This is a genomic window from Tessaracoccus sp. O5.2, assembly GCF_964266725.1.
GTDB lineage: Bacteria > Actinomycetota > Actinomycetes > Propionibacteriales > Propionibacteriaceae > Arachnia > Arachnia lapidicapta.
The window spans coordinates 63,765-87,782 of record NZ_CAXWGV010000006.1 but is presented as its reverse complement, the minus strand read 5'-3'; the positions used below and the strand labels follow the sequence as shown (position 1 = coordinate 87,782).

20 protein-coding genes, 1 tRNA gene and 1 pseudogene are annotated in these 24,018 nt (G+C 71.8%); 1 reads left to right on the top strand and 21 read right to left on the bottom strand.

Annotation, left to right across the window (positions count from 1 at the left end; translation table 11 throughout):
- Positions 1–18: 18 nt before the first annotated feature.
- The 7 genes and pseudogenes from ACFQPD_RS03840 to metH all read right to left on the bottom strand — a co-directional run bounded on the left by ACFQPD_RS03840 (position 19) and on the right by metH (position 8,313).
- Positions 19–92 (bottom strand) — tRNA-Pro (locus tag ACFQPD_RS03840).
- A 70-nt stretch (positions 93–162) separates the two neighbouring features.
- Positions 163–1,515, bottom strand: a complete 1,353-nt coding sequence (gene der / locus ACFQPD_RS03835; protein ID WP_385898773.1) for a ribosome biogenesis GTPase Der — start codon at positions 1,513–1,515, stop codon at positions 163–165.
- 34 nt (positions 1,516–1,549) lie between these two features.
- Positions 1,550–2,206 (bottom strand): (d)CMP kinase, encoded by a 657-nt coding sequence (cmk, locus tag ACFQPD_RS03830; RefSeq protein ID WP_385898618.1) that lies wholly within the window; start codon positions 2,204–2,206, stop codon positions 1,550–1,552.
- Positions 2,203–3,576 (bottom strand): prephenate dehydrogenase, encoded by a 1,374-nt coding sequence (locus ACFQPD_RS03825; RefSeq protein WP_385898770.1) that lies wholly within the window; start codon positions 3,574–3,576, stop codon positions 2,203–2,205. The genes cmk and ACFQPD_RS03825 overlap by 4 nt, the downstream gene beginning before the upstream one ends.
- Positions 3,566–4,210: pseudogene (locus ACFQPD_RS03820) on the bottom strand (tRNA (adenine-N1)-methyltransferase); the annotation flags it as partial. The gene ACFQPD_RS03825 and the pseudogene ACFQPD_RS03820, both read right to left, overlap by 11 nt.
- Positions 4,211–4,226: 16 nt before the next feature.
- Positions 4,227–4,898 carry an HAD family phosphatase gene (locus ACFQPD_RS03815; RefSeq protein ID WP_068751388.1) on the bottom strand — a complete coding sequence of 224 codons (672 nt, stop codon included), beginning with the start codon at positions 4,896–4,898 and terminating at the stop codon, positions 4,227–4,229.
- A complete protein-coding gene (gene metH, locus ACFQPD_RS03810; protein ID WP_385898768.1) occupies positions 4,888–8,313 on the bottom strand; it encodes a methionine synthase in 3,426 nt (1,141 codons plus the stop codon). The genes ACFQPD_RS03815 and metH overlap by 11 nt, the downstream gene beginning before the upstream one ends.
- A gap of 93 nt (positions 8,314–8,406) precedes the next feature.
- Here metH and ACFQPD_RS03805 point away from each other — a divergent pair, with 93 nt between their 5' ends.
- Positions 8,407–9,243, top strand: coding sequence for a proteasome assembly chaperone family protein (locus ACFQPD_RS03805; protein WP_385898615.1), 837 nt, complete (start codon positions 8,407–8,409; stop codon positions 9,241–9,243).
- Positions 9,244–9,257: 14 nt separating this feature from the next.
- Here ACFQPD_RS03805 and rpe read toward each other — a convergent pair whose 3' ends face one another.
- The 14 genes from rpe to efp form a co-directional block, all read right to left on the bottom strand.
- Positions 9,258–9,911 carry a ribulose-phosphate 3-epimerase gene (gene rpe / locus ACFQPD_RS03800; protein WP_385898611.1) on the bottom strand — a complete coding sequence of 218 codons (654 nt, stop codon included), beginning with the start codon at positions 9,909–9,911 and terminating at the stop codon, positions 9,258–9,260.
- Between the two features lie 21 nt (positions 9,912–9,932).
- Positions 9,933–11,273, bottom strand: coding sequence for an RsmB/NOP family class I SAM-dependent RNA methyltransferase (locus ACFQPD_RS03795; RefSeq protein WP_385898765.1), 1,341 nt, complete (start codon positions 11,271–11,273; stop codon positions 9,933–9,935).
- Positions 11,234–12,145 (bottom strand): methionyl-tRNA formyltransferase, encoded by a 912-nt coding sequence (gene fmt / locus ACFQPD_RS03790; RefSeq protein WP_385898608.1) that lies wholly within the window; start codon positions 12,143–12,145, stop codon positions 11,234–11,236. Before fmt ends, ACFQPD_RS03795 begins: the two co-directional genes overlap by 40 nt.
- Entirely contained in the window at positions 12,142–14,076 is a 1,935-nt protein-coding gene (locus ACFQPD_RS03785) for a hypothetical protein (protein WP_068751382.1), read from the bottom strand. Before ACFQPD_RS03785 ends, fmt begins: the two co-directional genes overlap by 4 nt.
- 2 nt (positions 14,077–14,078) lie before the next feature.
- Positions 14,079–15,266, bottom strand: coding sequence for a methionine adenosyltransferase (metK, locus tag ACFQPD_RS03780; RefSeq protein WP_385898604.1), 1,188 nt, complete (start codon positions 15,264–15,266; stop codon positions 14,079–14,081).
- 93 nt (positions 15,267–15,359) lie between these two features.
- Entirely contained in the window at positions 15,360–15,713 is a 354-nt protein-coding gene (gene rpoZ, locus ACFQPD_RS03775; protein ID WP_068751492.1) for a DNA-directed RNA polymerase subunit omega, read from the bottom strand.
- A gap of 29 nt (positions 15,714–15,742) precedes the next feature.
- Complete coding sequence (gene gmk / locus ACFQPD_RS03770; protein ID WP_353081333.1) at positions 15,743–16,297, bottom strand: guanylate kinase; 555 nt, start codon at positions 16,295–16,297, stop codon at positions 15,743–15,745.
- A 24-nt stretch (positions 16,298–16,321) separates the two neighbouring features.
- Positions 16,322–16,633, bottom strand: coding sequence for an integration host factor, actinobacterial type (mihF, locus tag ACFQPD_RS03765; protein WP_078919565.1), 312 nt, complete (start codon positions 16,631–16,633; stop codon positions 16,322–16,324).
- 92 nt (positions 16,634–16,725) lie between these two features.
- On the bottom strand, positions 16,726–17,535 hold the full coding sequence (gene pyrF / locus ACFQPD_RS03760) for an orotidine-5'-phosphate decarboxylase (RefSeq protein WP_385898600.1): 810 nt from the start codon (positions 17,533–17,535) through the stop codon (positions 16,726–16,728).
- Complete coding sequence (locus ACFQPD_RS03755; RefSeq protein WP_385898598.1) at positions 17,532–18,584, bottom strand: quinone-dependent dihydroorotate dehydrogenase; 1,053 nt, start codon at positions 18,582–18,584, stop codon at positions 17,532–17,534. The genes pyrF and ACFQPD_RS03755 overlap by 4 nt, the downstream gene beginning before the upstream one ends.
- Entirely contained in the window at positions 18,581–21,883 is a 3,303-nt protein-coding gene (carB, locus tag ACFQPD_RS03750; protein WP_385898596.1) for a carbamoyl-phosphate synthase large subunit, read from the bottom strand. The genes ACFQPD_RS03755 and carB overlap by 4 nt, the downstream gene beginning before the upstream one ends.
- The gene (carA, locus tag ACFQPD_RS03745) at positions 21,883–23,007 is read right to left on the bottom strand and encodes a glutamine-hydrolyzing carbamoyl-phosphate synthase small subunit (protein WP_385898593.1); all 1,125 of its coding nucleotides are present in this window, start codon (positions 23,005–23,007) and stop codon (positions 21,883–21,885) included. The genes carB and carA overlap by 1 nt, the downstream gene beginning before the upstream one ends.
- Before the next feature lie 19 nt (positions 23,008–23,026).
- Positions 23,027–23,452: a transcription antitermination factor NusB gene (gene nusB, locus ACFQPD_RS03740; RefSeq protein ID WP_385898590.1), complete on the bottom strand. Its 426-nt coding sequence runs from the start codon at positions 23,450–23,452 to the stop codon at positions 23,027–23,029.
- Entirely contained in the window at positions 23,453–24,016 is a 564-nt protein-coding gene (gene efp / locus ACFQPD_RS03735; protein WP_068751374.1) for an elongation factor P, read from the bottom strand. It abuts the gene before it with no gap.
- Positions 24,017–24,018: the final 2 nt, after the last annotated feature.

The following is a 24,018-nucleotide window of genomic DNA, read 5'->3' as shown; positions in this document are numbered from 1 at the left end:
ACAAGGCGTGATACCTCGTCGGGCTGACAGGATTTGAACCTGCGACCCCTTGACCCCCAGTCAAGTGCGCTACCAAGCTGCGCTACAGCCCGCCGTCGCCTTGCGGCAACTCGGATAGCTTAGCGAGTCCTGCGCCGGAGCGCACATCGGGGAGGTGACGGCTCAGGCGCGGTCCTTGCGCTTCTCCCGCGCGCGGACCTCGACATGCACCGGCGACCCGACGAAGCCGAAGTCCTCGCGGAGGCGGCGCTCGACGAATCGCTTGTAGGTCTCGTCCATCATGCCGCTGGTGAACAGGATGAAGGTCGGCGGGCAGTTCTGTGCCTGGGTGCCGAAGAGGATGCGCGGCTGCTTGCCTCCCCGCACGGGGTGCGGATGTGCCGCGGCCAGGCGCCCCAGGAAGGCGTTGAGCTTGCCGGTGGACACCCGCGTCTCCCAGCCGGCGGCCGCCTCCTCGATGGCCTTGCTCAGCTTGTCGACGTTGCGGCCGGTCAGGGCGGAGATGTTGATCGTCGGGGCCCACCGGTAGCCGACCAGGTCCCGCTCGATCTCGCGGTCGAGGTACTTGCGGCGCTCCTCGTCGGTCAGGTCCCACTTGTTGAAGGCGATGACCAGCGCCCGCCCCGCCTCCTCGATGGAGCTGAGGATGCGCAGATCCTGGTCCGTGATGGGCTCAGAGGCGTCCACGACCATGATGCACACCTCGGCCCGCTCGATGGCGGCCTGCGTGCGGAGGCTCGCGTAGTACTCGTGGCCGCTGGCCTCCTTGACGCGGCGGCGGATGCCAGCGGTGTCGATCAGCCGGTACACCTGGCCACCGACCTCGACGATCTCGTCCACGGGATCCACGGTGGTGCCGCTCACGTCGGACACGACGACCCGCTGCTGGGCGGCGAGCTTGTTGAGCAGCGACGACTTGCCCACGTTCGGCTTGCCGACGATCGCGACGCGGCGCGGCCCGGCCTCCTCGACCTCGTGCTCGCGCGGCGCCTCGGGCAGGGCATCGAGGATCGCGTCGAGCAGATCGCCGGAGCCTCTGCCGTGCAACGCGGAGACGGGATAGGGCTCCCCCAGCCCGAGATTCCACATCGAGGCGGCCATCGCCTCGTGGCGCTGGTCGTCGACCTTGTTGGCCGCCAGCACCACGGGCTTCTGCGAGCGGCGCAGCACGCGCACGACGGCCTCGTCCTCGTCGAGCGTGCCCACCGTCGCGTCGACGACGAAGAGCACCGCGTCGGCCATCGAGATGGCCAGCTCGGCCTGCTCCGCGATCTGGGCGGCCATGCCGGTGGCGTCCGACATCCAGCCTCCGGTGTCCACGAGGACGAACTCGCGACCGTTCCAGTTCGCGTCGTACGAGACCCGGTCCCGGGTCACGCCCGGCGTATCCTGCACCACAGCCTCCCGCCGGCCCAGGATGCGGTTGACGAGTGTCGACTTACCGACGTTCGGGCGGCCGACGACGGCGATGATCGGCTTGCGCAGCTCGGTCACTGGGGCTCCTTGGGTGTCCAGGCGGAACGCCCATCCTACCGGGGCCGCGCGTGGGCTACCGCGACGGCACGAGCGCGACGATCCGGTCCACCACCTCGTCGGGGCTCAGGAACGTCGAGTCGATGACGGTGACCCCGTCCGCGGCCTGCGTGAAGTTTGACACCGTCGAGTCGTCCCGGTCCCGGCGCAGGACCTGATCGGTGACGTCCTCCGTGGTCGCCCGGCCCGCCACCTCGGCCGCCCGCCGCGCAACCCGGGCCTGCGGATCGGCCACCAGCAGCACCCGCACGTCGGCGTCGGGCGCGACGACCGTCGTGATGTCGCGGCCCTCGACGACCATGTCCCGGGAGTGAGCCGCGATGATGTCGCGCATGAGTGCCGTGAGCAGCCGGCGGACCTCCAGGTTCGTCGCGAGCCCGGACACGGCGGCGGAGATCCGGGGTTCGCGGATCTCCTCGGTGACGTCGGTGTCGTTGATGCGGAACCGCGGCTCGTCCGGTGACGTCTCGACGACCAGCCGGCACGACCGCACCAGGTCTGCGGCCTCCTCGGCGCCGGCACCGTCGGGGAAGCGACGCAGGTACTCGCACGTGGCGGCGCGGTACATCGCTCCGGTGTCCAGGTAGCCCAGCCCGAGCCGCCGGGCCAGGAGCCTGGCGGTCGTGGACTTCCCCGACCCGCTCGGTCCGTCGATGGCGATGAGCGTGCTCATTCCGGTCCTCCCCTGCTCGCCCAGCCGGTCCAGCCGCGGGCGACGATGTTGGTGCGCAGCTGCTCAGCCACGTCGCGCTCGACGGCGATCGACAGGTAGCCGACCTCCCGCACCGGGTCGTGTGTGAGGTCGAAGTCCTCGACGTTGAATCCGGCCTCGGCGATGTCGGTGAACAGCCGCGCGAGGGCCCGGGGCTCGTCGGGGATCTCGACGGTGACGCGCACGGTGTCCAGCGGGTCGTGGCCGTGCTTGCCGACCAGGGCGTGCGCGCCGGCCTGCCCGACCGCCAGGAACCGTTCGAGCCCCTCCGGGTCGTCCAGCACCCCGATGAGGTGCGCCAGGTCGTCGGAGACCTCGCGCAGCTCGCGGCGGACCGCGTCGGCGTTGGCGGTGAGGATCTGGCGCCACAGCCCGGGATCCGAGCCGGCGATGCGGGTGACGTCGCGGATGCCCTGCCCGGCGAGGCGCAGGTTCTCCAGCGGCACCTCGCGCAGATGCCCGGCGGTGAGGATGCTCATGAGGTGCGGCACGTGGCTGACCTGCGCCACGGCCTCGTCGTGCTCGTCCGGCGGCATCGTGATGACCCGGGCGCCGACGTCGCGGGCCAGTCCCTCGACGGCCGCGACATCGGCGGCGGTGTTGCCGTCGACGGGTGTGACCACCCAGGTGCGGTCGCGAAACAGGTCCGCCGATGCCGTCAGCGGACCCGTGAACTGGGAGCCGGCCATGGGATGTGATCCCACGTAGCGGCGATGCTCCGGCGCGAGCCTGGCGACGGCGGCCAGGATGGGCGCCTTGACCGACCCGACGTCGGTGATCACGGCGCCCGGGAACTTGCCCAGGACCTCGGCCACCAGGTCGGGGATCACACCGGGCGGCGTCGCCACGACGACGATGTCGGGGTCGTCGGTGGCCTCGTCCGAGATGCGCCCCGCGCCGAGCCCGGCGGCGACCAGCGAGTGCGACGGGACGATATCCCACAGCATGACGTCGTAGCCGGCGCGGGTGAGCGCCAGGCCGAGCGAGGAGCCCACGAGGCCCGCGCCGAGAATGAGGACGCGCCGCTGCGGGCGCACGCTCCCCGCCGGCGCCTCACTCGTCGGCATCGTCGCTCCCCCGCCCGCCCAGCTCGGCGGGGATGTTGGCGGGCCGGGGTCCGCGGTAGTCCGGGCCGTAGGCGCCCGGCGCGGGGCGCCGCTTTCGCATCGGCGCCGCCTGGCCCGGGGCGAGCCGCCGGGAGATGATGAGGAAGCCGGTGTGTCCGGACGTGCCGTGGCCGGGCCGGATGGCCAGACCTTCCGCGTGCCAGTCGCGCACGGTGGTCTCGGTGGCGTGGGGTTCGGTGAAGCCGCCGTGCGCCCGCAGTGTATCCGCGACCCGTCCGAGCTGGGTGGCGGTGGCGACGTAGCAGGTGAGCACTCCCCCGGCCACGAGCCGCTCGGCGACGGCGTCGATGCACTCCCAGGGGGCGAGCATGTCGAGGATGGCGCGGTCGATGGGCTCGTCGACGATGGCGTCGACGAGGTCGCCGACGGTGATCGTCCACGCCGGGTGCGGCCCGCCGAGGAACGTCTCGACGTTGCCGCGGGCGACGTCGGCGAACTGCTGGCGGCGCTCGTAGGAGTGCAGCCGTCCCTCCGGCCCGATGGCGCGCAGCAAGGCCAGCGACAGGGCGCCGGAACCGACCCCCGCCTCCAGCACCCGGGCGCCGGGGAAGATGTCGGTCCACATGAGGATCTGCGCGGCGTCCTTGGGGTAGATCACCGCGGCGTCGCGCGGCATGGACACCATGAACTCGCTCATCAAGGGCCGGAAGGCGAGGTACTGCTGCCCACCCGCGGAGACGACGGTGACGCCCTCGGGGCCGCCGATGAGGTCGTCGTGGCTGACCGCCCCCTTCGTGGTGTGCCACACGCCCCCGTCCTTGAGCACGATGGACTTGCGTCGACCCTTGCCGTCGGTGAGCGTGACGCGCTCGCCCGCCTGCAGCGGCCCCGTCTTCACCCCGGAGAGGTTCACGTCAGTTCTCCTTCAGTTCGCGCCAGATCGCGGTGAGGTCCGCCCAGCTCGTGGCCGATAGGCCGGTGGCCGACACGTGCATGCGCGGATGCGGGTCGAGGCTCACCATCGTCGGGACAGCGTAGACCACGGCGCCCGCCGCCAGGGCGGCGGTGGTGCCCGGCACCGAGTCCTCGAGCGCGACGGCGTCCCGGGGATCGACCCCCAGCCGGCGCGCCGCGGTGAGGTAGCCCTCCGGGTGCGGCTTCGCGCGGCTGACCTCGTCGACCGTGACGATGACCTCGAGGTTGCGCGGCAGGCGTTCCCGCGCGGCGTCGAGGATGATGCGGTCGCTGGCCGTCACGATGGCGCAGGGCACCCCCGCGTCGTCGAGTTCCGCCATGAGCTCACGGGCTCCCGGCAGCCAGGGCAGGTCGTTGGAACGGATGTGCCCGGCGATGCGCTCGTGCAGCTCGCGCCACACCTCGGCGGCCCGATCGGGAATGCCCATGTCGTCCGCCATCATCTGCGCGGTGAGCAGGGCGTGCTGACCGTGGCAGGCCAGCATCTCGTCCTCGCCCCACTCGACGCCGTACTCGGCGAGCATCACCCGTTCCGTCGCGGCCCAGAGGGGCTCGGTGTCGACCAGGGTGCCGTCGAAGTCCCACAGGACGGCGCGTGGTTCAGCCGGCATTGAAGTACTTCGCCTCCGGGTGGTGGACGACGATGGCGTCGGTCGACTGCTCCGGGTGCAGCTGCAACTCCTCGCTCAGCTCGACCCCGATGCGCGACGGGTCCAGCAGGCGCACGAGCGTGGCCCGGTCCGCCAGGTCGGGGCAGGCGGGATAACCGAACGAGTAGCGCGAGCCGCGGTAGGCCTGATCGCGGATGGCCGCCAGGACGTCGCCGTCGGCTCCGCCCAGGCCCAACTCCTCCCGGACCCGGCTGTGCCACAGCTCGGCCAGCGCCTCGGTCAGCTGGACCGACAGGCCGTGCAGCTCCAGGTAGTCGCGGTAGGCGTCGTTCTCGAACAGGCGCTGGGTCTCCTGCGCGACGGCGGACCCCATGGTGACCAGCTGCATCGCGAGGACGTCGGGACCGTGCTGCGCGGCCTCCTCCTCGTCGCGGAAGAAGTCGGCCAGGCACAGCCGGCGGTCGCGGCGCTGGCGCGGGAAGGTGAACCGGGCCACCTCGCGGGTGGGCTCCTCCGGTGCGCCGACGATGAGGGTCTCGCCCGCAGAGTGGACGGGGAAGTAGCCGTAGACCACCCCGAAATTGGCGAGGTTGTCGGTCTTGATCCGATCCAGCCACATCCGCAGCCGCGGCATGGCCTCCGTCTCGACCAGCTCCTCGTAGGTGGCGCCGCCGCGCAGCGGCTTGAGCCCCCACTGGCCGAGGAACGTGGCGCGGTGGTCCAGCCAGGCCGCGACATCGGCCAGCGCGATGCCCTTGACCACCCGGGTGCCCCAGAACGGGGGTGTCGGCACGTCCACGTCGCGGGCGACGTCGGACCGGACGCCCAGCTCGGGCTCCACGAGCTCCACCAGCGACGTCTTCGCCAGCCGGCGCTTGCGGGGCTCGGGGAGGGTGGCGCCCGGAATGCCCTGCTTGACGGCCATGACGGCGTCCATGAGGGCCAGGCCCTCGAACGCGTCCTTGGCGTAGCGGACCTCGCCGTCGAACATGTCGCCGAGGTCATGCTCGACGAAGGTCCTGGTCAACGCGGCGCCGCCCAGCAGCACCGGGTACTTCTGCGCCAGTCCCAGGCGGTTGAGCTCGGCCAGGTTGTCCTTCATGACGAGCGTGGACTTGACCAGGAGCCCGGACATGCCGATGGCGTCGGCGCCGTGCTGCTCGGCGGCGTCGATGATGGCCTGGATCGGCTGCTTGATGCCGATGTTGATCACCGTGTAGCCGTTGTTGCTGACGATGATGTCGACGAGGTTCTTGCCGATGTCGTGCACGTCGCCGCGCACGGTCGCGAGGACGAGCGTGCCCTTGCCCGCGCCGACGTCGGCCTTGTCCATGTGCGGCTCGAGGTGGGCGACGGCCTGTTTCATCACCTCGGCGGACTGCAGCACGAACGGCAGCTGCATCTGCCCCGATCCGAACAGCTCGCCGACGACCTTCATGCCGGCCAGCAGGTCCTCGTTGATGATGTCGAGGGCGGGCTTGGTCTCCAGCGCCTCGTCGAGGTCGGCCGTCAGTCCCTTGCCCTCGCCGTCGATGATGCGCCGCTGGAGGCGCTCCCCCAGCGGAAGCGCCGCCAGCTCCGCCGCCCGCGACGCGCGCACGGAGGCTGCCGTGACGCCCTCGAACAGCTCGAGGAACCGCGTGAGCGGGTCGTAGCCCTCGCGGCGCCGGTCGTGCACCAGGTCCAGCGCGACCTCGCGCTGTTCCTCGGGGATCCGGTCCATCGGGATGATCTTGGCGCTGTGCACGATGGCCGAGTCGAGCCCGGCCGCGACGCACTCGTGAAGGAACACCGAGTTCAGCACCATGCGGGCAGCGGGGTTGAGGCCGAACGACACGTTGCTCACACCCAGCGTGGTGCGCACCCCGGGATAGCGACGCTTGAGTTCGGCGATGGCCTCGATGGTCTCCAGGCCGTCGCGGCGCGTCTCCTCCTGGCCGGTGGCGATGGGGAACGTCAGACAGTCGACGAGGATGTCGCCGACGTCCATGCCCCAGTTGCCGACGAGGTCGTCGATGAGGCGCGACGCCACCCGCACCTTCCACTCGGCGGTGCGGGCCTGGCCCTCCTCGTCGATCGTCAGCGCCACGACGGCGGCGCCGTGCTCCTTCACCAGCGGCATGATGCGCCCGAACCGCGACTCCGGCCCGTCGCCGTCCTCGTAGTTGACGGAGTTGATGATGGAGCGGCCGGCGAGCCGCTCGAGTCCGGCGCGCAGCACCTCCGGTTCGGTCGAGTCCAGGACGATGGGCAGGGTGACCGCGGTCGACAGCCGCGACGCCAGCAGGGCCATGTCGCGGGAGCCGTCACGGCCGACGTAGTCGACGCAGAGGTCGAGGACGTGCGCGCCGTCGCGGGCCTGCGCCTTGGCGATCTCGACGCATTCGTCCCAGTTCTCCGCCAGCATCGCCTCGCGGAACGCCTTGGACCCGTTCGCGTTCGTGCGCTCCCCGATGGTGAGGTAGCTGGCGTCCTGCTGAAAGGGCACCTCGATGTACAGCGATGACGCGGCGCGCTCCGGCTGCGGCGTGCGGGGGGCGACGTCGCGGCCGCCGTACCGCTCGGCGAGCAGCCGGATGTGCTCCGGCGTGGTGCCACAGCAGCCGCCGATGACCGCCAGGCCGTACTCGGCCACGTAGGCGCCCAGCGCGTCGGCCATCCCCACGGGCCCCAGCGGGTAGCGGGCACCGTCGGCCGTGAGTTCGGGCAGCCCCGCGTTGGGCATGGCGCCGATCGCGATCCCGGCGCGACGCGACAGGTGCCTGAGGTGCTCGCTCATCTCGGCGGGGCCGGTGGCGCAGTTGAGGCCGATGCAGTCGATGCCCAGCGCTTCGAGCGTGGTGAGCGCCGCCCCGATCTCGGATCCCAGCAGCATGGTGCCGGTGGTCTCGACTGTGACGTTGACGAGGATGGGCAGGTCGACGCCCGCGGCCTCGCGGGCACGCTTGGAGGCGATGACGGCGGCCTTCGCCTGTAGCAGATCCTGCGAGGTCTCGATCTGGACCGCGTCGATCCCGCCGCGGATCATGGCCTCGACCTGCCGCTGGTAGGCGTCGCGGATGTCTGCGTACGCGATGTGGCCCAGCGTGGGCAGCTTGGTGCCCGGACCGATGGACCCGAGGACGAACCGGGGGTGTTCGTCCGTGCTGAACTCGTCGGCGACCCCCCGCGCGATCCGCGAGGCGGCCTCGGCCAGCTCCTCAAGCCGTCCGACGATGTCGTACTCGGCCAGCGCGGCGAGGTTGGTGCCGAAGGTGTTGGTCTCCACGGCATCCGAGCCGGCTGCGAAGTAGGCGCGGTGCACTGCGGCGACCACGTCGGGGCGCGTCACGTTGAGGATCTCGTTGCAGCCCTCGAGGCCGAGGAAATCCTCCTCGAGCGTCAGGTCCCCGAAGGACTGCAGCATCGTCCCCATGGCGCCATCGGCGACCAGGACACGGCGGTTGAGCAACTCTGAGAGGGAAGTGGGCACCCGCCAAGGCTACCGGCACCGCGATAGGGTGGATGAATGCAGTTCACGCCGCTGGAAGGCCTCCGCGACCCCGCCGTGCTGATCGGGTTCTCGGGCTGGAACGACGCGGCCAACGCGGCGAGCGACCTGCTGCGTCATCTCATCGACGCGTATCCGGGATCAGACGCCGGCGCCATCGACGACGAACGCTTCTACGACTTTCAGGCCACCCGTCCCATGCTCCATCGCGCCGCCGACGGCCCGTGGGTGGAGTGGCCCGGGGTGCGGATCCGGGTGGTCAACCACCCGGACCGAGACCTGGTCGTCATGATCGGACCCGAGCCGAACCTGCTGTGGCGCACGTTCGCCGCCGAGTTGATCGGCCACGTGCAGCGGGTCGAGCCGGACATCGTGGTGTTCCTGGGGGCGATGCTGAGCGACACGCCGCACTCCCGCCCCCTCCCCGTCGGGCTCTACACGTCGGACCCGGGGGTCGAGCAGCGCCTGTCGATCCAGCCCAACGACTACACGGGCCCGACGGGCATGATCGGCGTGGCCAGCCAGCTCATGCTCCACGCCCGCATCCCTGCGGCCTCGCTGTGGGTGTCGGTGCCGCACTACGTCGCCGCACCGCCGAATCCGAAGGCCCAGGAGGCGCTGCTCACCGAACTCGAGGGCGTGCTGCGGGTCGCCTTGGACCACAAGTCGATCCCCGAGGAGGCGGAGCGTTGGTCGACCGCGGTCGATCAGCTGAGCCAGCAGGACCCGGACATCGCGGAGTACATCGAACAGCTCGAGGAGGCGCGGGACCAGGAAGAGGTCCAGGAGGCCACCGGCGACACCATCGCGGCCGAGCTGGAGAAGTTCCTGCGCCGCCGGGGCCACGAGGGCTGAGGCGGCGCCCGGGATCAGTGCCGGTGGGCGGCGAGGGCCGTGTTGCGCAGGGCGGTGACCATGGCGTCCGCGTCGTCGGCGCTGTAGACGGCTGAGCCAGCGACGAAGGTGTCGGCACCGGCCTCCGCGCAGCGCCCGATCGTCTCGAGGCTCACCCCGCCGTCGACCTGCAGCCAGATGGGGCGGCTCCCGATGAGCGCGCGGGTGCGGCGGATCTTCGGCAGGACGAGATCGAGGAACTTCTGTCCCCCGAAGCCCGGCTCGACCGTCATGAGCAGCACCATGTCGAGCTCGCCGAGCACGTCCTCGTACGGCTCGATGGGGGTGGCGGGCTTCAGCGCCATCGACGCCCGGGCGCCCGTGCGGCGCAGCTCGCGGGCCAGGCGCACCGGGGCCTTGGCGGCCTCGACGTGGAAGGTCACCGACTCGGCGCCCGCCTCGGCGAAGGCCGGCGCCCACCGGTCCGGGTCCTCGATCATGAGGTGGATGTCGAGCATCTGGTCCGTGCAGCGGCGCAGCGACTCCACCACGGGCAGCCCGATGGTCAGGTTGGGCACGAAGTGGTTGTCCATGACGTCCACGTGCACGGCGTCGGCGCTCGGGATGCGGGCGATCTCGGCGGCGAGGTTGGCGAAGTCCGCGTTGAGGATGCTCGGTGTGATGCGCATGGCCGTCACCCTATCGCCCGCTCAGCGGGTGAGGAGGGCGAGGTACATCGCGTCGGTGCCGTGCCGGTGCGGCCAGAGCTGGACGTCATCGCCGAGTGCGCAGTCAGGGACCTCCGGCAGCAGATCCGGGGCGTGGAGGCGGCGCGCGTCGGGCATCTCGGCCAGCACGTCGTCGACCACCTCGACCGTCTCCGCCCGGTGCGGCGAGCAGGTGACGTACGCCACCACCCCGCCCGGCCGCAGCGACTCCACGGCGTGCCGGAGCAGGGAGCGCTGCAACCCGCCGAGCGCCGTCACGTCCTCGGGTGAGCGCCGCCAGCGGGACTCCGGGCGCCGGCGCAGCGCCCCCAGGCCGGTGCACGGCGCGTCGACCATGATCCGGGCGAAGGCGGCGTCCCACGCCGGGGCGGTCCCGTCGGCGGTGATGGTGACGGTGCCGTCCGGGTAGGCGGACAGCGCCTGCCGCACCAGGCGCGCCCGGTGTTCCTGCGCCTCGCTGGCCAGCAGCCAGCGTCCGTCCCGACGCGCCAGACCTGCCAGGAGGGCGGCCTTCCCGCCGGGCCCGGCGCACATGTCGAGCCACGGCCCCTCGGGCGCGTCGGCCCGGGCCAGCGCCCAGGCCACCAGCTGCGACCCCTCGTCCTGGACGCCCGCGCGGCCATCGCGGACGAGCGGTTGCTCGCCGGGCGGCCGGGTCGATGTGGCGCCGAACGGGGAGAACGGGGTCGGGGTCGCGTCGAGCAGGTCGGCCACCTCGGCGAGGCCCGGACGCACGACCAGCGTCGGCGTGGGGTTGACGTTGTTGGCCGCCAACGCGGCCGGCAGTTCCTCGGTGGGCAGCAGGTCGGCGTACGCGTCCACGATCCATCGCGGATGATGGCCGCGCAGGGCCAGGGCCTCGCGCTCGTCCGCGCCCGACGCGAGGTGGTCCGTCCACTCGTCGAGGGTGCGCGCGGCGACCTTGCGCAGGATGGCGTTGACGACGCCGGTCACCCGTTGTCCGACCGTGCCGCGCGCCAACTCCACCGTGGTCCCGACGGCGGCGTGTTGTTTCACGTCCATGCTCAGCAGCTGGTGGGTGCCGAGGCGGAGGAGGTCGACGACGGCGGGCTGCAGCGAGCCCAGCGCACGGCCGCCGGCGGCCTCGATGATCCGGTCGTAGGTCCCCATGAGGCGGCAGGTCCCGGCGACGAGTTCGGTGACGAGCGCCGCGTCGCGGGAGTCGAGGCCGGCCACGGCCAGCCGCTTGGCGAGCGCGAGATTGGCGTAGGCGCCCTCGCCGGTGACCTGGCGCAGGACGTCGAACGCGACGCGTCGCGCGCTCACGACAGCACCGTCCCGGTGGGCAGGGCGCGCGCCCAGTCGGCGGCCGGCATGCGGCGCTTGCCCGCGGCCTGGACCTCGAGCAGTTCGAGGGTCCCCTCGCCGGTGCCGACCGCGACGGCGGACCGCGTGACAGCGAGCTCTCCGGGGGCCAGCTCGGCGGGTTCCGCAGCCCGGGCCCGGAACACCTTGAGCCGCTGGCCGGAGACCTCACACCAGGCGCCCGGGTCGGGCGAGCAGGCGAGGATGTGCCGGCGCAGCTCATCCGCGGGCCGGGCCCAGTCGAGGCGCGCCTCCTCGACGGTGATCTTCGGAGCGACGGTGACGCCGTCGGCCGGCTGGGGGGTGGGCTCCCGCCCCTCCGCGACCATGTCCATCGTCGCCACCAGCTGCGCCGCACCCGAGTCGGCGAGCATCGCCAGCACCTCCCCGGCGGTCGCCTCCGGCAGCGGGCGGGACTCCATGCTGTAGACGTCCCCGGCGTCGAGCTCCCGGACGATCCGGAAGCACGCCGTGCCGATCAGGTCGTCGCCGGCCATGATCGCCCGCTGCACGGGCGCGGCCCCGCGCCACCGCGGCAGGAGGGAGAAGTGCAGGTTGATCCAGCCGTGGGTCGGAATGTCGAGCGCGGTCTGCGGCAACAGGGCGCCGTAGGCCACGACGGCGCAGGCGTCCGGGGCGATCTCGCGCAGGCGGGCCTGGAATCCGGGGTCGCGCGGGTGGGCAGGGGTGAGCACCTCGAGCCCCAACTCCATGGCCCGGGCGGCGACCGGGGAGGGAGTCAGGCGGCGGCCGCGGCCGGCCGGCGCGTCCGGCCGGGTGACGACGGCCACGACCTCGTGAGCCGAGCGCAGCAGTGCCTCCAGCGACGGCAGCGCCACCTCGGGCGTGCCGGCGAACACGATCCTCATCTGTCCTCCAATGCCTCAGGGTCCACGTGGATCCCGAGCAGTCCCCGCTCCTTGCGCGCGGACCGGATGGCCGCGGCGCTCTTCACCCGGGCGGTCAGGTCCCTGGCCTGTGCCATGGGGACACGCAGCAGCGCCGCCCACCGGTCGGGGCCGACCTCGGTGGGTCCGAGGATATCCACCCCGGCCCAGTCGTCGTTGTCGAGGAAGTCACGCAGGGCCTCGGGCTGGCCGACGAGACGAACCAGCTTGACGGCCGGGGTGAGGCCGGCGTCGGCGCGGTCGGCGAGCTCCCGTTCGGCGAACCCGACGGGGTCCGCGCGGACCAGGGCCTGGACCGCCGGATGCTGCGGCGGCCCCACGATCAGCACCGACCCGCCGTCGCGCGGGCCCCGGGCCAGGGCGGCCGCGTTGGTCCATCGGCGCACCGCCTCCTCCGCGGCGCGGAGCTCGGCGCGTGCCAGCGTCACCTCGCCGTCGAGGATCAGCACGCCCGCATAGCCTGTGGGCGCCGCCGGTTCGGCGCCCGGGGTCGCGACGACGATCGCCGGCTCGTCGGGCACCTCGTCGCGGATGCGATCGGCTGAGCTGTTGACCGCCAAGACCCCGGGGAAGGCGCGGGCCAGCTCCTCCGCGGTGCGGGCCGCGCCGGGGAGGGGAGCCCGGAGGGTACCGGTGTGGCAGTGCGGGCACGTCCAACGCACCGGACGATGGCCGCAGACCGCGCACTGCGGCTCGCCCTTGGCCCGGGCACGCAGCGGGCCCCCGCATGCGCCGCACACCGCCCGGTTGAGGCACCGGGCACAGTCGAGGGCCGCGTCATAGCCGGCCATCGGCACCTGGACGAGCACCGGGCCGGTGGCGAGATGGTCGCGCAGGAACCGGAACGCCACCGAGGGCACCCTGAGCGCGATGGCGGCGGGGTCCCGCTCGCGGTCCCGATCGTCGACGGCCCTGGCGGGTGCGATGAGACGCCGCGCCTCGGCCGGCGGCAGCGACAGGTCCCGCAACCAGCCGCGCGCCACCAGCGCCTGGGCGTCGGTGCTGCGCGCGTGGGCGGCGAGCAGGAGCGCGGTGTTCTGCCGGGCCGCCCGGACGACGGCGACCGCGCGGCTGTGCGGGTGCGGGGCCCGGAGCTCGGCGTGGGCGTCGTGACCGTCGTCGATGACGGCGATGAGTCCCGGGTTCGCCACGGGCGCGTAGGCCGCGCTGCGGGTGCCCACGACGATGCGCGCCTGCCCGCGGCTCGCGGCGAGGAACGTGCGGTAGCGGGCGGAGCGCCCGTTCTCGGCCGCCAGCGCCCCGACCGCCCCATGCCCGAAGACCTGCCGGAACCGCCCCAGGACGTGAGCCAACTCGCGGGCGGTGGGGACGACCACCACCACGGACCTGCCCGAGCGCAGGGTGGCGTCGGCCGCCTCGATCACGCCGCCGACGAGGTCGCCCGGGCCGTTGCACACCGGCGCCACCTGCCAGGCCACCCGTGGCGCGTTGCCCGCGGCGAGGGTGCGCAACAGGGCGTCGCCGTCCGGGTATGCCGGCAGGACCGTCGCGTCCGGGGCGGCGCGGGGGGCGGGCCATTCGCGCTGCGGCGCCTTCTCCGTCGCGGCATGCCGGGGCGGGACGGCGAGGCGCGCCACGTCCGACCAGGAGCCCGCGTAGTGATCGGCGACGGCCCGGATCAGCCCGTGCAGTTCCGCCGACAGAAGCGGCTCGGACGACACGACGCGGTGCAGCTTCGCCAGGGAGGCGAGGTCGCTACCGTCGGCCAGCTCGATGAGCCAGCCGTCGCGCATCGTGCCGGCGAACGGGACCTTCACCCTGGCGCCCGGCACGGCGGCCTCCGCCAGGGAGTCGGGGACCTCGTAGTCGAACAGGCGGTCCAGATGCGCCAGCGGAACGTCCACGGCGACCCGCGCCACCCGCGGGGACATCGTCAGGCCCGCACCGCCGCCGCGAGCGCGTCGGCCCGGTCGGTGCGCTCCCAGGTGGCGACCGGCAGTTCCCTGCCGAAGTGCCCGTAGACCGTGACGTCGCTGTAGATGGGGCGCAGCAGGTCCAGGTCCCGGATGATCGCGCCCGGGCGCAGGTCGAAGGTCGCCAGCACCGCGTCGCGGATCCGGTCCTCGGGCACGGCGGCGGTGCCGAACGTGTCGAGGTAGAAGCCGACGGGGTGCGCCGTCCCGATTGCGTACGCGACCTGCACCTCGCAGCGCTCGGCGAGGCCGGCCGCCACGACGTTCTTGGCGACCCAGCGCATGGCGTACGCGGCCGAGCGGTCCACCTTCGACGGGTCCTTGCCCGAGAAGGCGCCGCCGCCGTGGCGGGCCATGCCGCCGTAGGTGTCGACGATGATCTTGCGCCCGGTGAGTCCCGCGTCGCCCATGGGCCCGCCGATGACGAACTTACCGGTGGGGTTCACCAGGAGCCGCCGCGGGGCGTGGAACCCGTACCGCTCGAGCACGGGGCCGATGACCTCGCGCTCGATGTCGGGCTGGATGCGCTCGGGGCCGACGTCGGCGCTGTGCTGCGACGACACCACGACGGTGTCGATTCCCACGGGGCGGCCGTCGTCGCCGTACTCCACGGTGACCTGGGTCTTGCCGTCGGGGCGCAGGTAGTCCAGCACGCCGGTCTTGCGGACCTCGGTGAGTCGCTCCGCCAGACGGTGCGCCAGGTCGATGGGCAGCGGCATCAGCGTCGGCGTCTCCGTGCAGGCGTAGCCGAACATCAGGCCCTGGTCGCCGGCGCCCTGGAGGCTGAGCGAGTCCTCCTCCGAGCCGAGGCGGTGTTCGTAGGCGTCGTCGACGCCTTGCGCGATGTCGGGAGACTGGCTGCCGATGGCGACGGTCACGCCGCACGACGCCCCGTCGAAGCCCTTACGCGACGAGTCGTAGCCGATCTCGAGGATGCGACGCCGCGCCAGGTTGGCCACATCGACGTATCCGGTGGTGGAGACCTCGCCCGCGACGACGACGAGGCCGGTGGTGACGAGCGTCTCGACGGCGACGCGCGCCCCGGGATCCTGCTCCAGGAGGCCGTCGAGGACGGCGTCGGAGATGGAGTCGGCGATCTTGTCCGGGTGGCCCTCGGTGACGGACTCGGAGGTGAACAGACGGCTCATGGGAGCACTCCTAGCGCGGCGACAAGCCGCATCGTGGGTTGGTCATGGCGGCAACAAGCCGCCCCCGTGGGTGTGAGAGCGCGAGCGGCGATCTCAGGACGCGGAGTCGGGCTCCGGCGTGTCGGCGAACGGATCGACGAAGGTGAACGCGGGGTCGGCGTCGGCGGCGGTCCGCTCGGCGGCCTCCTGCTCCGGGTCGATCTGCGTGTACTGCAGCAGGCCCTCATTCATCTCGCGCAGCGCGATCGACAGCGGCTTCTCCTCCGGTGCCGCGGGCACGAGCGGGCCGACGTTCTCCAGGAGGCCCTCGCCCAGCTGGGAGTAGTACGCGTTGATCTGCCGCGCGCGCTTGGCGGCGAACAGCACCAGGCGGTACTTGGAATCGATGTTCTCGAGCAGCGAATCGATCGGCGGGTAGGTGATGCCCTCTGGCTGAGTGTTCAAGATGATCCTTCGAAAGAGTCCGGGCGGCCCGGTCACAGGCCCATCAAGCTTACCAAAGCCGCGACGGTTTCCTCGATGTCGGCGTTCTCCACGACGAAATCGGCCTCGTGCTGGGCCTCCAGCTCGAGACGGGCGGTGGTGAGGCGCCGCTCCTGGGCGGCCTCGTCCTCGGTTCCGCGACCACGGAGGCGTGACACGAGCTCGTCCCACGACGGGGGCGCGAGGAACACCAGGCGGGCCGACGGGAGGTTGCGCTTGACCTGACGCGCGCCCTGCAGGTCGATCTCCAGGACGACGGGACGCCCGTGTGCGACCGCGGCCAGCACCGGCCCACGGGGCGTGCCGTAGTAATGCGTGCCGTGGACGACGGCCCACTCGAGGAGTTCCCCGGCCTCGATGAGGCGCCGGAACTCGTCGACGTCGACGAAGTGGTAGCTGACCCCGTCGATCTCGCCCGGCCGCGGCGGCCGGGTGGTCATGGACACGGAGTAGAACGGGTCCGGGTACAACTCGCGCAGCCGGGCACACACGGTGCCTTTGCCGACCGCGCTCGGGCCGGAGATCACCCAGACGTCTGAGGAGGTCACCGCCCGAGCTTAGGGAGAGATCAGTCAGCTGAACAACTCGTTGAGCCGGTCGATCTGATGGCGGCCGAGGCCGCGGATCCGCCGGTTCGGAGCGATCTGGAGGTTCTCCATGATCTCTGTGGCGCGGGTGACGCCCACCCGCGGCATCGCGCGGAGCAGGTCGATGACCTTGATCCGCGACAGGGTGTCGTCGCCCACGGCTCTGCCCAGCGCGTCCGTGAACGACACCGTGCCGTTCTTGACCTGTTCCTTCAGCTCGGCGCGGGCGCGTCGCGCCTGCGTCGCCGCCTCGCGGGCCGACTCGAGCTGAGCGCTGCTCAATTGAGGAATCGCCATGGGAGGTCCCTTCACCCTCTGACTGTCCACCCCTGGTGGGGTTGGGTGAAATGTACCGCGAACTGCGCCGTAGCTTGGGGATACGCGTCGATTCAGTCCAGAGCGGCCACGGCGTCGAGCAGCCGGCCGGCCCTCGCGCCCAGCTCGGCGGCTCCCGCGCCGATGACCTCGCGGCTCGCGGTGGGCAGGACCAGCCGCAGCGCGGGGCCGAACACATCGGCCAGGCCCTCGACCGTGCCGCCCTGCGCGCCGATGCCGGGCACCAGGATGGACCCGTTGAACGCGCTCAGGTCGCAGCCCAGGCTGGCGTGGGTGCCCCCGACGACGAGGCCGAGCGCATTGTCGGCCGTGTCGTTGATCTCCGCGCAGGTGTCGACGACGTGCTGGGCCACCGTCGAGTGGCCGCTGGTGGCCAGCTGCACCGGGGCACCCTCCGGGTTGGAGGTCCGCGCCAGCACGTAGAGGCCCTGTCCGCCGGCCACGGCCGCCTCGATCGCAGGAGTCAACGCCCCCACCCCCAGGTAGGGGCTCACCGTGATCGCGTCTGCCCGCAGCGGCGCGTCGTCGCCGAGGAACGCCGCTGCGTAGCCGGCCATGGAGGATCCGATGTCGCCGCGCTTGACGTCGAGGAGGCTCAGCGCGCCGGCGGCACGGATGTCGGCGAGCACCGACTCCAGCACCGCGACACCGCGGGACCCGAACGCCTCGAAGAAGGCCGACTGCGGCTTGAAGACCGCGATCCGCTCCCCCAGCGCCTCGACGATGCCGCGGGCGCAGCGCTCGAGACCCGACACGTCGTGGGGTAGGCCCCAGGCGTCGAGGACGGCGGGCATGGGGTCGATCCCCACGCAGAGCCGTCCCCTGTCGGCGGTGGCGGCGGCGAGCCTGGTCGCGTAGCTCATCGGGACCTCCTCAGGTCGTGCAGGCCGCGCACGAGCGCGACGCCCTCGTAGATGAAGCCGGTGTAGAGCTGGATGAGGCTGGCGCCCGCGTCGAACAGGCGGGCGCCGTCGCGCGGGCTCATGACGCCCCCGACCCCGATCACCGGCAGGTCGGTGCCCGCGGCGAGCTGCTCGACGAAGGCGAGGGAGCGGGCGGTGAGCGGCGCCCCGCTCAGTCCGCCGGCTTCGCCCGCGAGCGCGGCGTCGGCGGGGGCGAGCCCGTCCCGGCTCAGGGTGGTGTTGGTGGCGATGATCCCGGCCGCGGCGGAGCTGTTCAGGACCGCGATCGTCTCGGCGAGGTCGGAGCCTGCGAGGTCCGGGGCGAGTTTGACGAAGATGGGCACGGGCCGCGGCGACAGCCGCGTCGCCTCGTCGGTGAGCTGTCCGAGGAGCGAGGCGAGCTCCCGGGCCGCCTGGAGGGACCTGAGCCCCGGCGTGTTGGGGCTGGACACGTTGACCGCCACGTAGTCGGCGTAGGGCGCCAGCAGCCGCAGCGACGTCAGGTAGTCGTCGGTGGCGCCCTCGAGCGGCACCGCCTTGGTCTTGCCGATCGAGATCCCCAGCGGGATGCCGAGCGCCGAGGTGCCCCGCTCGACGCCCTTCGCGCGCAGCGTGGCCGCGAGGGCGGCGGCGCCGGCGTTGTTGAAGCCCATCCGGTTGACGATGCCCCGCGAGGCGACCGCCCGGAACACCCGGGGCTTGGGGTTGCCGGGCTGCGCCTGCGCCGTCACGGTGCCGAGCTCCGCGAACCCGAACCCGAACCGCACCCATGCCTGCGCCGCGTGCCCGTCCTTGTCCAGGCCCGCGGCCACTCCGACCCGGTTCGGGAACCGGACCCCCGCGACCGTGACCGGATCCACCACGGTGGGCCGGCCGCCCGCCGGGACCCGCGCCAACGCGCCGATCATGGCCTCGTGCACGCGCTCGGGGTCCCCGCCCGCGTAACGGAACAGCCCGGCGCGCAGGCCGTGGTATCCCGCCCGGAGGGCGCGCGTGCCCAGGCCGGTCACCGGCGCGCCCAGTCCTGGAGCGACCGGACCTCGAGCTCCCCGCGCTGCAGCGCCTCGATGCCCTGGGTGGCCGCGGCCAGCCCGGGCACCGTCGTGATGACGGGGATGTCGGCGAGCACCGCCGCCGTGCGGATGAGGTAGCCGTCCTCGCGGGTGGTGGCGCCCGACGCGGACCCCTCGGGCGTGTTGAAGATCAGGTCGATGCCGCCCGAGGTGATGAGCTCGACGATGCTCGGCTGGTCGTCGTCTTCGCGCACCTCGGAGAGCTTGCGCACCTCCTCGGCCGCGACGCCGTTGCGGCGCAGCACCGAGGCGGTACCCCTGGTGGCCAGCACCTGGAAGCCGAGGTCGACCAGCCGCTTGATCGGCCAGATCGCGTGCCGCTTGTCGCGGTCGGCGATGGAGACGAACAGCTTGCCGGAGGTGGGCAGCGGGCCGCCGCCCGCGTCCTGGGACTTGGCGTAGGCGGTGCCGAAGTTGTCCGACAGCCCCATCACCTCGCCCGTGGAGCGCATCTCGGGGCCGAGCAGGGTGTCGACGAAGGCGCCGGTGGCGGTGCGGAACCGGTTGAAGGGCATCACCGCCTCCTTGACGGCCACGGGGGCCCCGGGGCGCGGAGTGGACCCGTCGCCGGTGGCCCGCAGCGCGCCCGACGCCCGCAGTTCACGGATGCTGCGCCCGAGCATGATGAGCGCCGCGGCCTTCGCCAGGGCGGTGTCCGTGGCCTTCGACACGAACGGCACGGTGCGCGACGCGCGCGGATTGGCCTCGAGGACGTAGAGGGTGTCGCTGTGCAGCGCGAACTGGATGTTCAGCAGCCCCCGCACGCCGACGCCCTCGGCGATGGCCCGCGTGAAGTGCCGGATCTGCTCGATCATGGCGTCGCCGAGGGTGATCGGGGGCAGCGCGCAGGCGGAGTCGCCCGAGTGGATGCCCGCCTCCTCGATGTGCTCCATGATGCCGCCGATGTAGAGCTCCTCGCCGTCGAACAGGGCGTCGACGTCGATCTCCACGGCGTCGTCGAGGAAGCGGTCCACCAGCACGGGCTGGTCCTCGCTCACCTCGGTGGCCTTGGCGACGTAGGTCTCGAGCGCCTCGTCGGAGTAGACGATCTGCATGCCGCGCCCACCCAGGACGTAGCTCGGACGCACCAGCACCGGGTACCCGATCTCGCCGGCGACCGCCTTGGCCTCCTCGGCGGTCGTGGCCATGCCGTGCTTGGGGGCCGGCAGCCCGGCCCGCGCGAGGACGCGCCCGAACGCGCCGCGCTCCTCAGCCAGGTTGATCGCCTCCGGGGACGTGCCGACGATCGGCACGCCCGCGTCTTTGAGCGTCTGAGCGAGCTTGAGCGGCGTCTGGCCGCCGAGCTGGCAGATGACGCCGGCGACCGGGCCCGCCTGCAACTCGGCGTGGTAGATCTCCAGCACGTCCTCGGCAGTCAGGGGCTCGAAGTACAGCCGGTCCGAGGTGTCGTAGTCGGTGGAGACCGTCTCCGGGTTGCAGTTGACCATGACGGTCTCGTAGCCGGCCTCGCGCAGCGCCATGGTCGCGTGCACGCACGAGTAGTCGAACTCGATGCCCTGCCCGATGCGGTTGGGGCCCGAGCCCAGGATCAGGACGGCCTCCTTCGTGCGCGCCGGCACCTCCGTCTCCTCGTCGTAGGACGAGTACATGTAGGGGGTGGCGGCGGCGAACTCGGCGGCGCACGTGTCGACCGACTTGTAGACCGGGCGGATGCCCAGCGCCCAGCGGACCCCGCGCACCACCTCGGTGGTGAGGTTGCGCAGGGCCGCGATCTGGGCGTCGGACAGGCCGTGGCGCTTCGCGCGCCGCAGCAGCTCGGCCGTCAGGTCCGGCGCGTCGTGCACCTCGCGGGCCATGTCGAGGATGATGCCCATCTGGTCGAGGAACCAGGGATCGATTCCGGTGGCCTCGAACACCTGCTCGGTCGTGGCCCCGGCCCGCATGGCCTGCATCACCAGCTGGATGCGGCCGTCGTGCGGCACCGACGCCCGCTCGAGCAGGTCGGCGACCGGCTGGAGCGGTGCGGTGAAGTCGAACGGGGCGCGCGGGTCCTCGAGCGAGCGCAGCGCCTTGCCCAGCGCCTCGGTGAAGTTGCGTCCGATGCCCATGGCCTCGCCGACGGACTTCATGTGCGTGGTGAGTGTGGGGTCCGCGGCGGGGAACTTCTCGAACGCGAAGCGGGGCACCTTGACGATCACGTAGTCGAGGCTGGGCTCGAAGCTGGCGGGCGTCTCGCGGGTGATGTCGTTGGGGATCTCGTCGAGCGTGTAGCCGACGGCGACCTTGGCGGCAATCTTCGCGATCGGGAAGCCGGTGGCCTTCGACGCCAGCGCCGAGGAGCGCGACACGCGCGGGTTCATCTCAATGACGATCATGCGGCCGTCGTCGGGGTTGATGGCGAACTGGATGTTGCAGCCGCCGGTGTCGACGCCCACCGCGCGGATGATGCCGATGCCGACGTCACGCATGCGCTGGTACTCGCGGTCGGTGAGCGTCATGGCGGGCGCGACGGTGATCGAGTCGCCGGTGTGGACGCCCATGGGGTCGAAGTTCTCGATCGAGCAGATGATGACGACGTTGTCCGCCTTGTCGCGCATCACCTCCAGCTCGTACTCCTTCCACCCCAGGATCGACTCCTCGATGAGGACCTCGGTCACCGGCGACGCCGACAGCCCGGCCCCCGCGATCTGCCGCAGCTCGGCCTCGTCGTGCGCGAAGCCGGACCCGACGCCGCCCATCGTGAAGCTGGGGCGGACCACGACGGGATAGCCGAGGTCGGTGGCGGCCGCGAGGACCTCGTCCATCGAGTGGCAGATCCGCGACCGGGCCACCTCCGGGTTGCCCCCGGCGATGTCCGTCATGGACAGCACGATCTCCTTGAACTGCTCGCGGTCCTCGCCGCGGCGGATGGCCTCGACGGAGGCGCCGATCAGCTCGACGCCGTAGCGGGCGAGGACGCCGTTCTCGTGCAGGGAGATGGCGGTGTTGAGGGCCGTCTGGCCGCCGAGCGTCGCAAGGACGGCGTCGGGGCGCTCCTTGGCGATGACCCGCTCGACGAACTCCGGCGTGATGGGCTCGACGTAGGTCGCGTCCGCGAAGTCGGGATCGGTCATGATCGTGGCGGGGTTGGAGTTGACCAGGACGACGCGGAAGCCCTCCTCGCGCAGCACCCGGCAGGCCTGTGTGCCGGAGTAGTCGAACTCGCAGGCCTGGCCGATGACGATCGGTCCGGACCCGATCACCAGGATCGAGGAGATGTCGGTGCGACGGGGCATCAGGCGTCCTTTCCGGCCATGACGTCGACGAAGCGGTCGAACAGGTAGTTGGCGTCGTGCGGGCCGGCCGCGGCCTCGGGGTGGTACTGGACCGAGAACCCGACCAAGCGGCCGTCGCGGCGCAGCTCCAGACCCTCGACGACGTCGTCGTTGAGGCACACGTGGCTGACGGTGACCTCGCCGAACGGCGTCGGGGCGGCGGCGTCGAGCGGGGCGTCGACGGCGAACCCGTGGTTGTGGGCCGTGACCTCGACCTTGCCGGTGGTGCGGTCGATGACGGGCTGGTTGATCCCGCGGTGGCCGAACTTCAGCTTGTAGGTGCCCAGGCCCAGCGCGCGGCCGAACAGCTGGTTGCCGAAACAGATGCCGAAGTACGGGATCCCGGCGGTCAGGACCTCCCGCAGGACGGCGACGGGGCCGTCCGCGGTGGCGGGGTCGCCGGGTCCGTTGCTGAAGAACACGCCGTCGGGCTTGAGGGCGGCGATCTGCTCGAAGGTGGCGTGCGCCGGCACGACGTGCACGTCGAGGCCGCGGGCGGACAGCTGGGTCGGGGTCATGGACTTGATGCCCAGGTCGACCGCGACCACCGTGAAGCGCCGCTCCCCCACCGCCGGCACCAGGTACGGCTCGGCCGTCGTCACGTCGGCGGTGAGGTCCTGGCCGGCCATCAACGGCTGCTGGAGGACCCGGGCGAGGAGCTCGTCGGTGTTGGTGGTCTCGGTGGAGATGCCGACCCGCATGGCGCCCCGGTCGCGGATGTGCCGCGTGAGCGCCCGGGTGTCGATGTCGCTGATGCCCACGACGCCCTGCGTGGCCAGTTCGGCGTCGAGGCTGCGGGCCGAGCGCCAGTTGGACGGCCGCGGCGACGGGTCGCGGACGATGTACCCGGCCACCCAGATGCGCGAGGACTCGTCGTCCTCGTCGTTCCAGCCGGTGTTGCCGATGTGGGGGGCGGTGGCCAGGACCACCTGGCCGCGGTAGCTGGGGTCGGTCAGGGTCTCCTGGTAGCCGGACATGCCGGTGGAGAACACCAGTTCGCCGAAGGTCTCGCCGGCGGCGCCGAAGGATCGGCCACGAAATACGCGCCCGTCCTCCAATACCAGAATCGCAGGAAGGGAACTCATGCGCACCTCGCTAGATAGGTCAGTTCGTCGTGGGCTTGTCGGCCAGGGCCTTGGCCAGGAGGCCGTTGAGGAAGGCCGCTGATTCGTCCGTGGACAGGTCCGCGGCGAGCCGGATCGCCTCGGCGATCACGGCCCCCGGTGGGACGTCGGAGTGGTCGATCTCGAAGATGGCGATGCGGGCCAGGTTGCGGTCGATCGCGGGCATGCGCTCGAGCGGCCAGGCCGGCGGCGCGGCGGCCGCGATCCTGCGGTCGATCTCCGCGCCGTGGTCGGCGACGCCCAGCACGATGCGGGTCGTCAGCTCGCGCGTGGGCGAGCCGAGGTAGGAGCGCTGCTCCGCGAACGTCTCGCTCACCGAAGCCCCGCGCAGCTCGGCCTGGTACAGGATGTCCAGGGCGGCCTTGCGGGCCTTCGTCTGAGTCGTGTAGCCGTGACGCTGGTCCATCTACGAGCTGACGCGGCCCTGGTAGGAACCGTCGCGGGTGTCGACCTTGATGCGCTCGCCGGTGGTGATGAACAGCGGGACCTGGATCTCCTTGCCGGTCTCCAGCGTCGCGGGCTTGGTGCCGCCGGTGGATCGGTCGCCCTGCAGGCCGGGCTCGGTGTAGGTGACCTCGAGCTCGACGGAGGCCGGCAGCTCGATGAACAGCGGGTTGCCCTCGTGCGTGGCGACGATGGCGGTCTGGTTCTCCAGCATGTAGTCCTTGGCGTCGCCGACGGTGTCGGCGGAGACGTGGAACTGCTCGAACGAGGTGTTGTCCATGAAGACGTAGTCGTCGCCGTCGAGGTAGAGGTACTGCATCTCGCGGCGGTCCACGGTCGCCGTGTCGACCTTGGTGTCCGAGTTGAACGTCTTGTCGATGATCTTCCCGGTCAGCACGTGCTTGAGCTTCGACCGGACGACCGTGTTGCCCTTGCCCGGCTTGTGGTGCTGGAACCACAGAACCTGCCAGAGCTGACCGTCGAGGTCGAGCACCATTCCGTTCTTCAGGTCGTTGGTTGACGCCATGC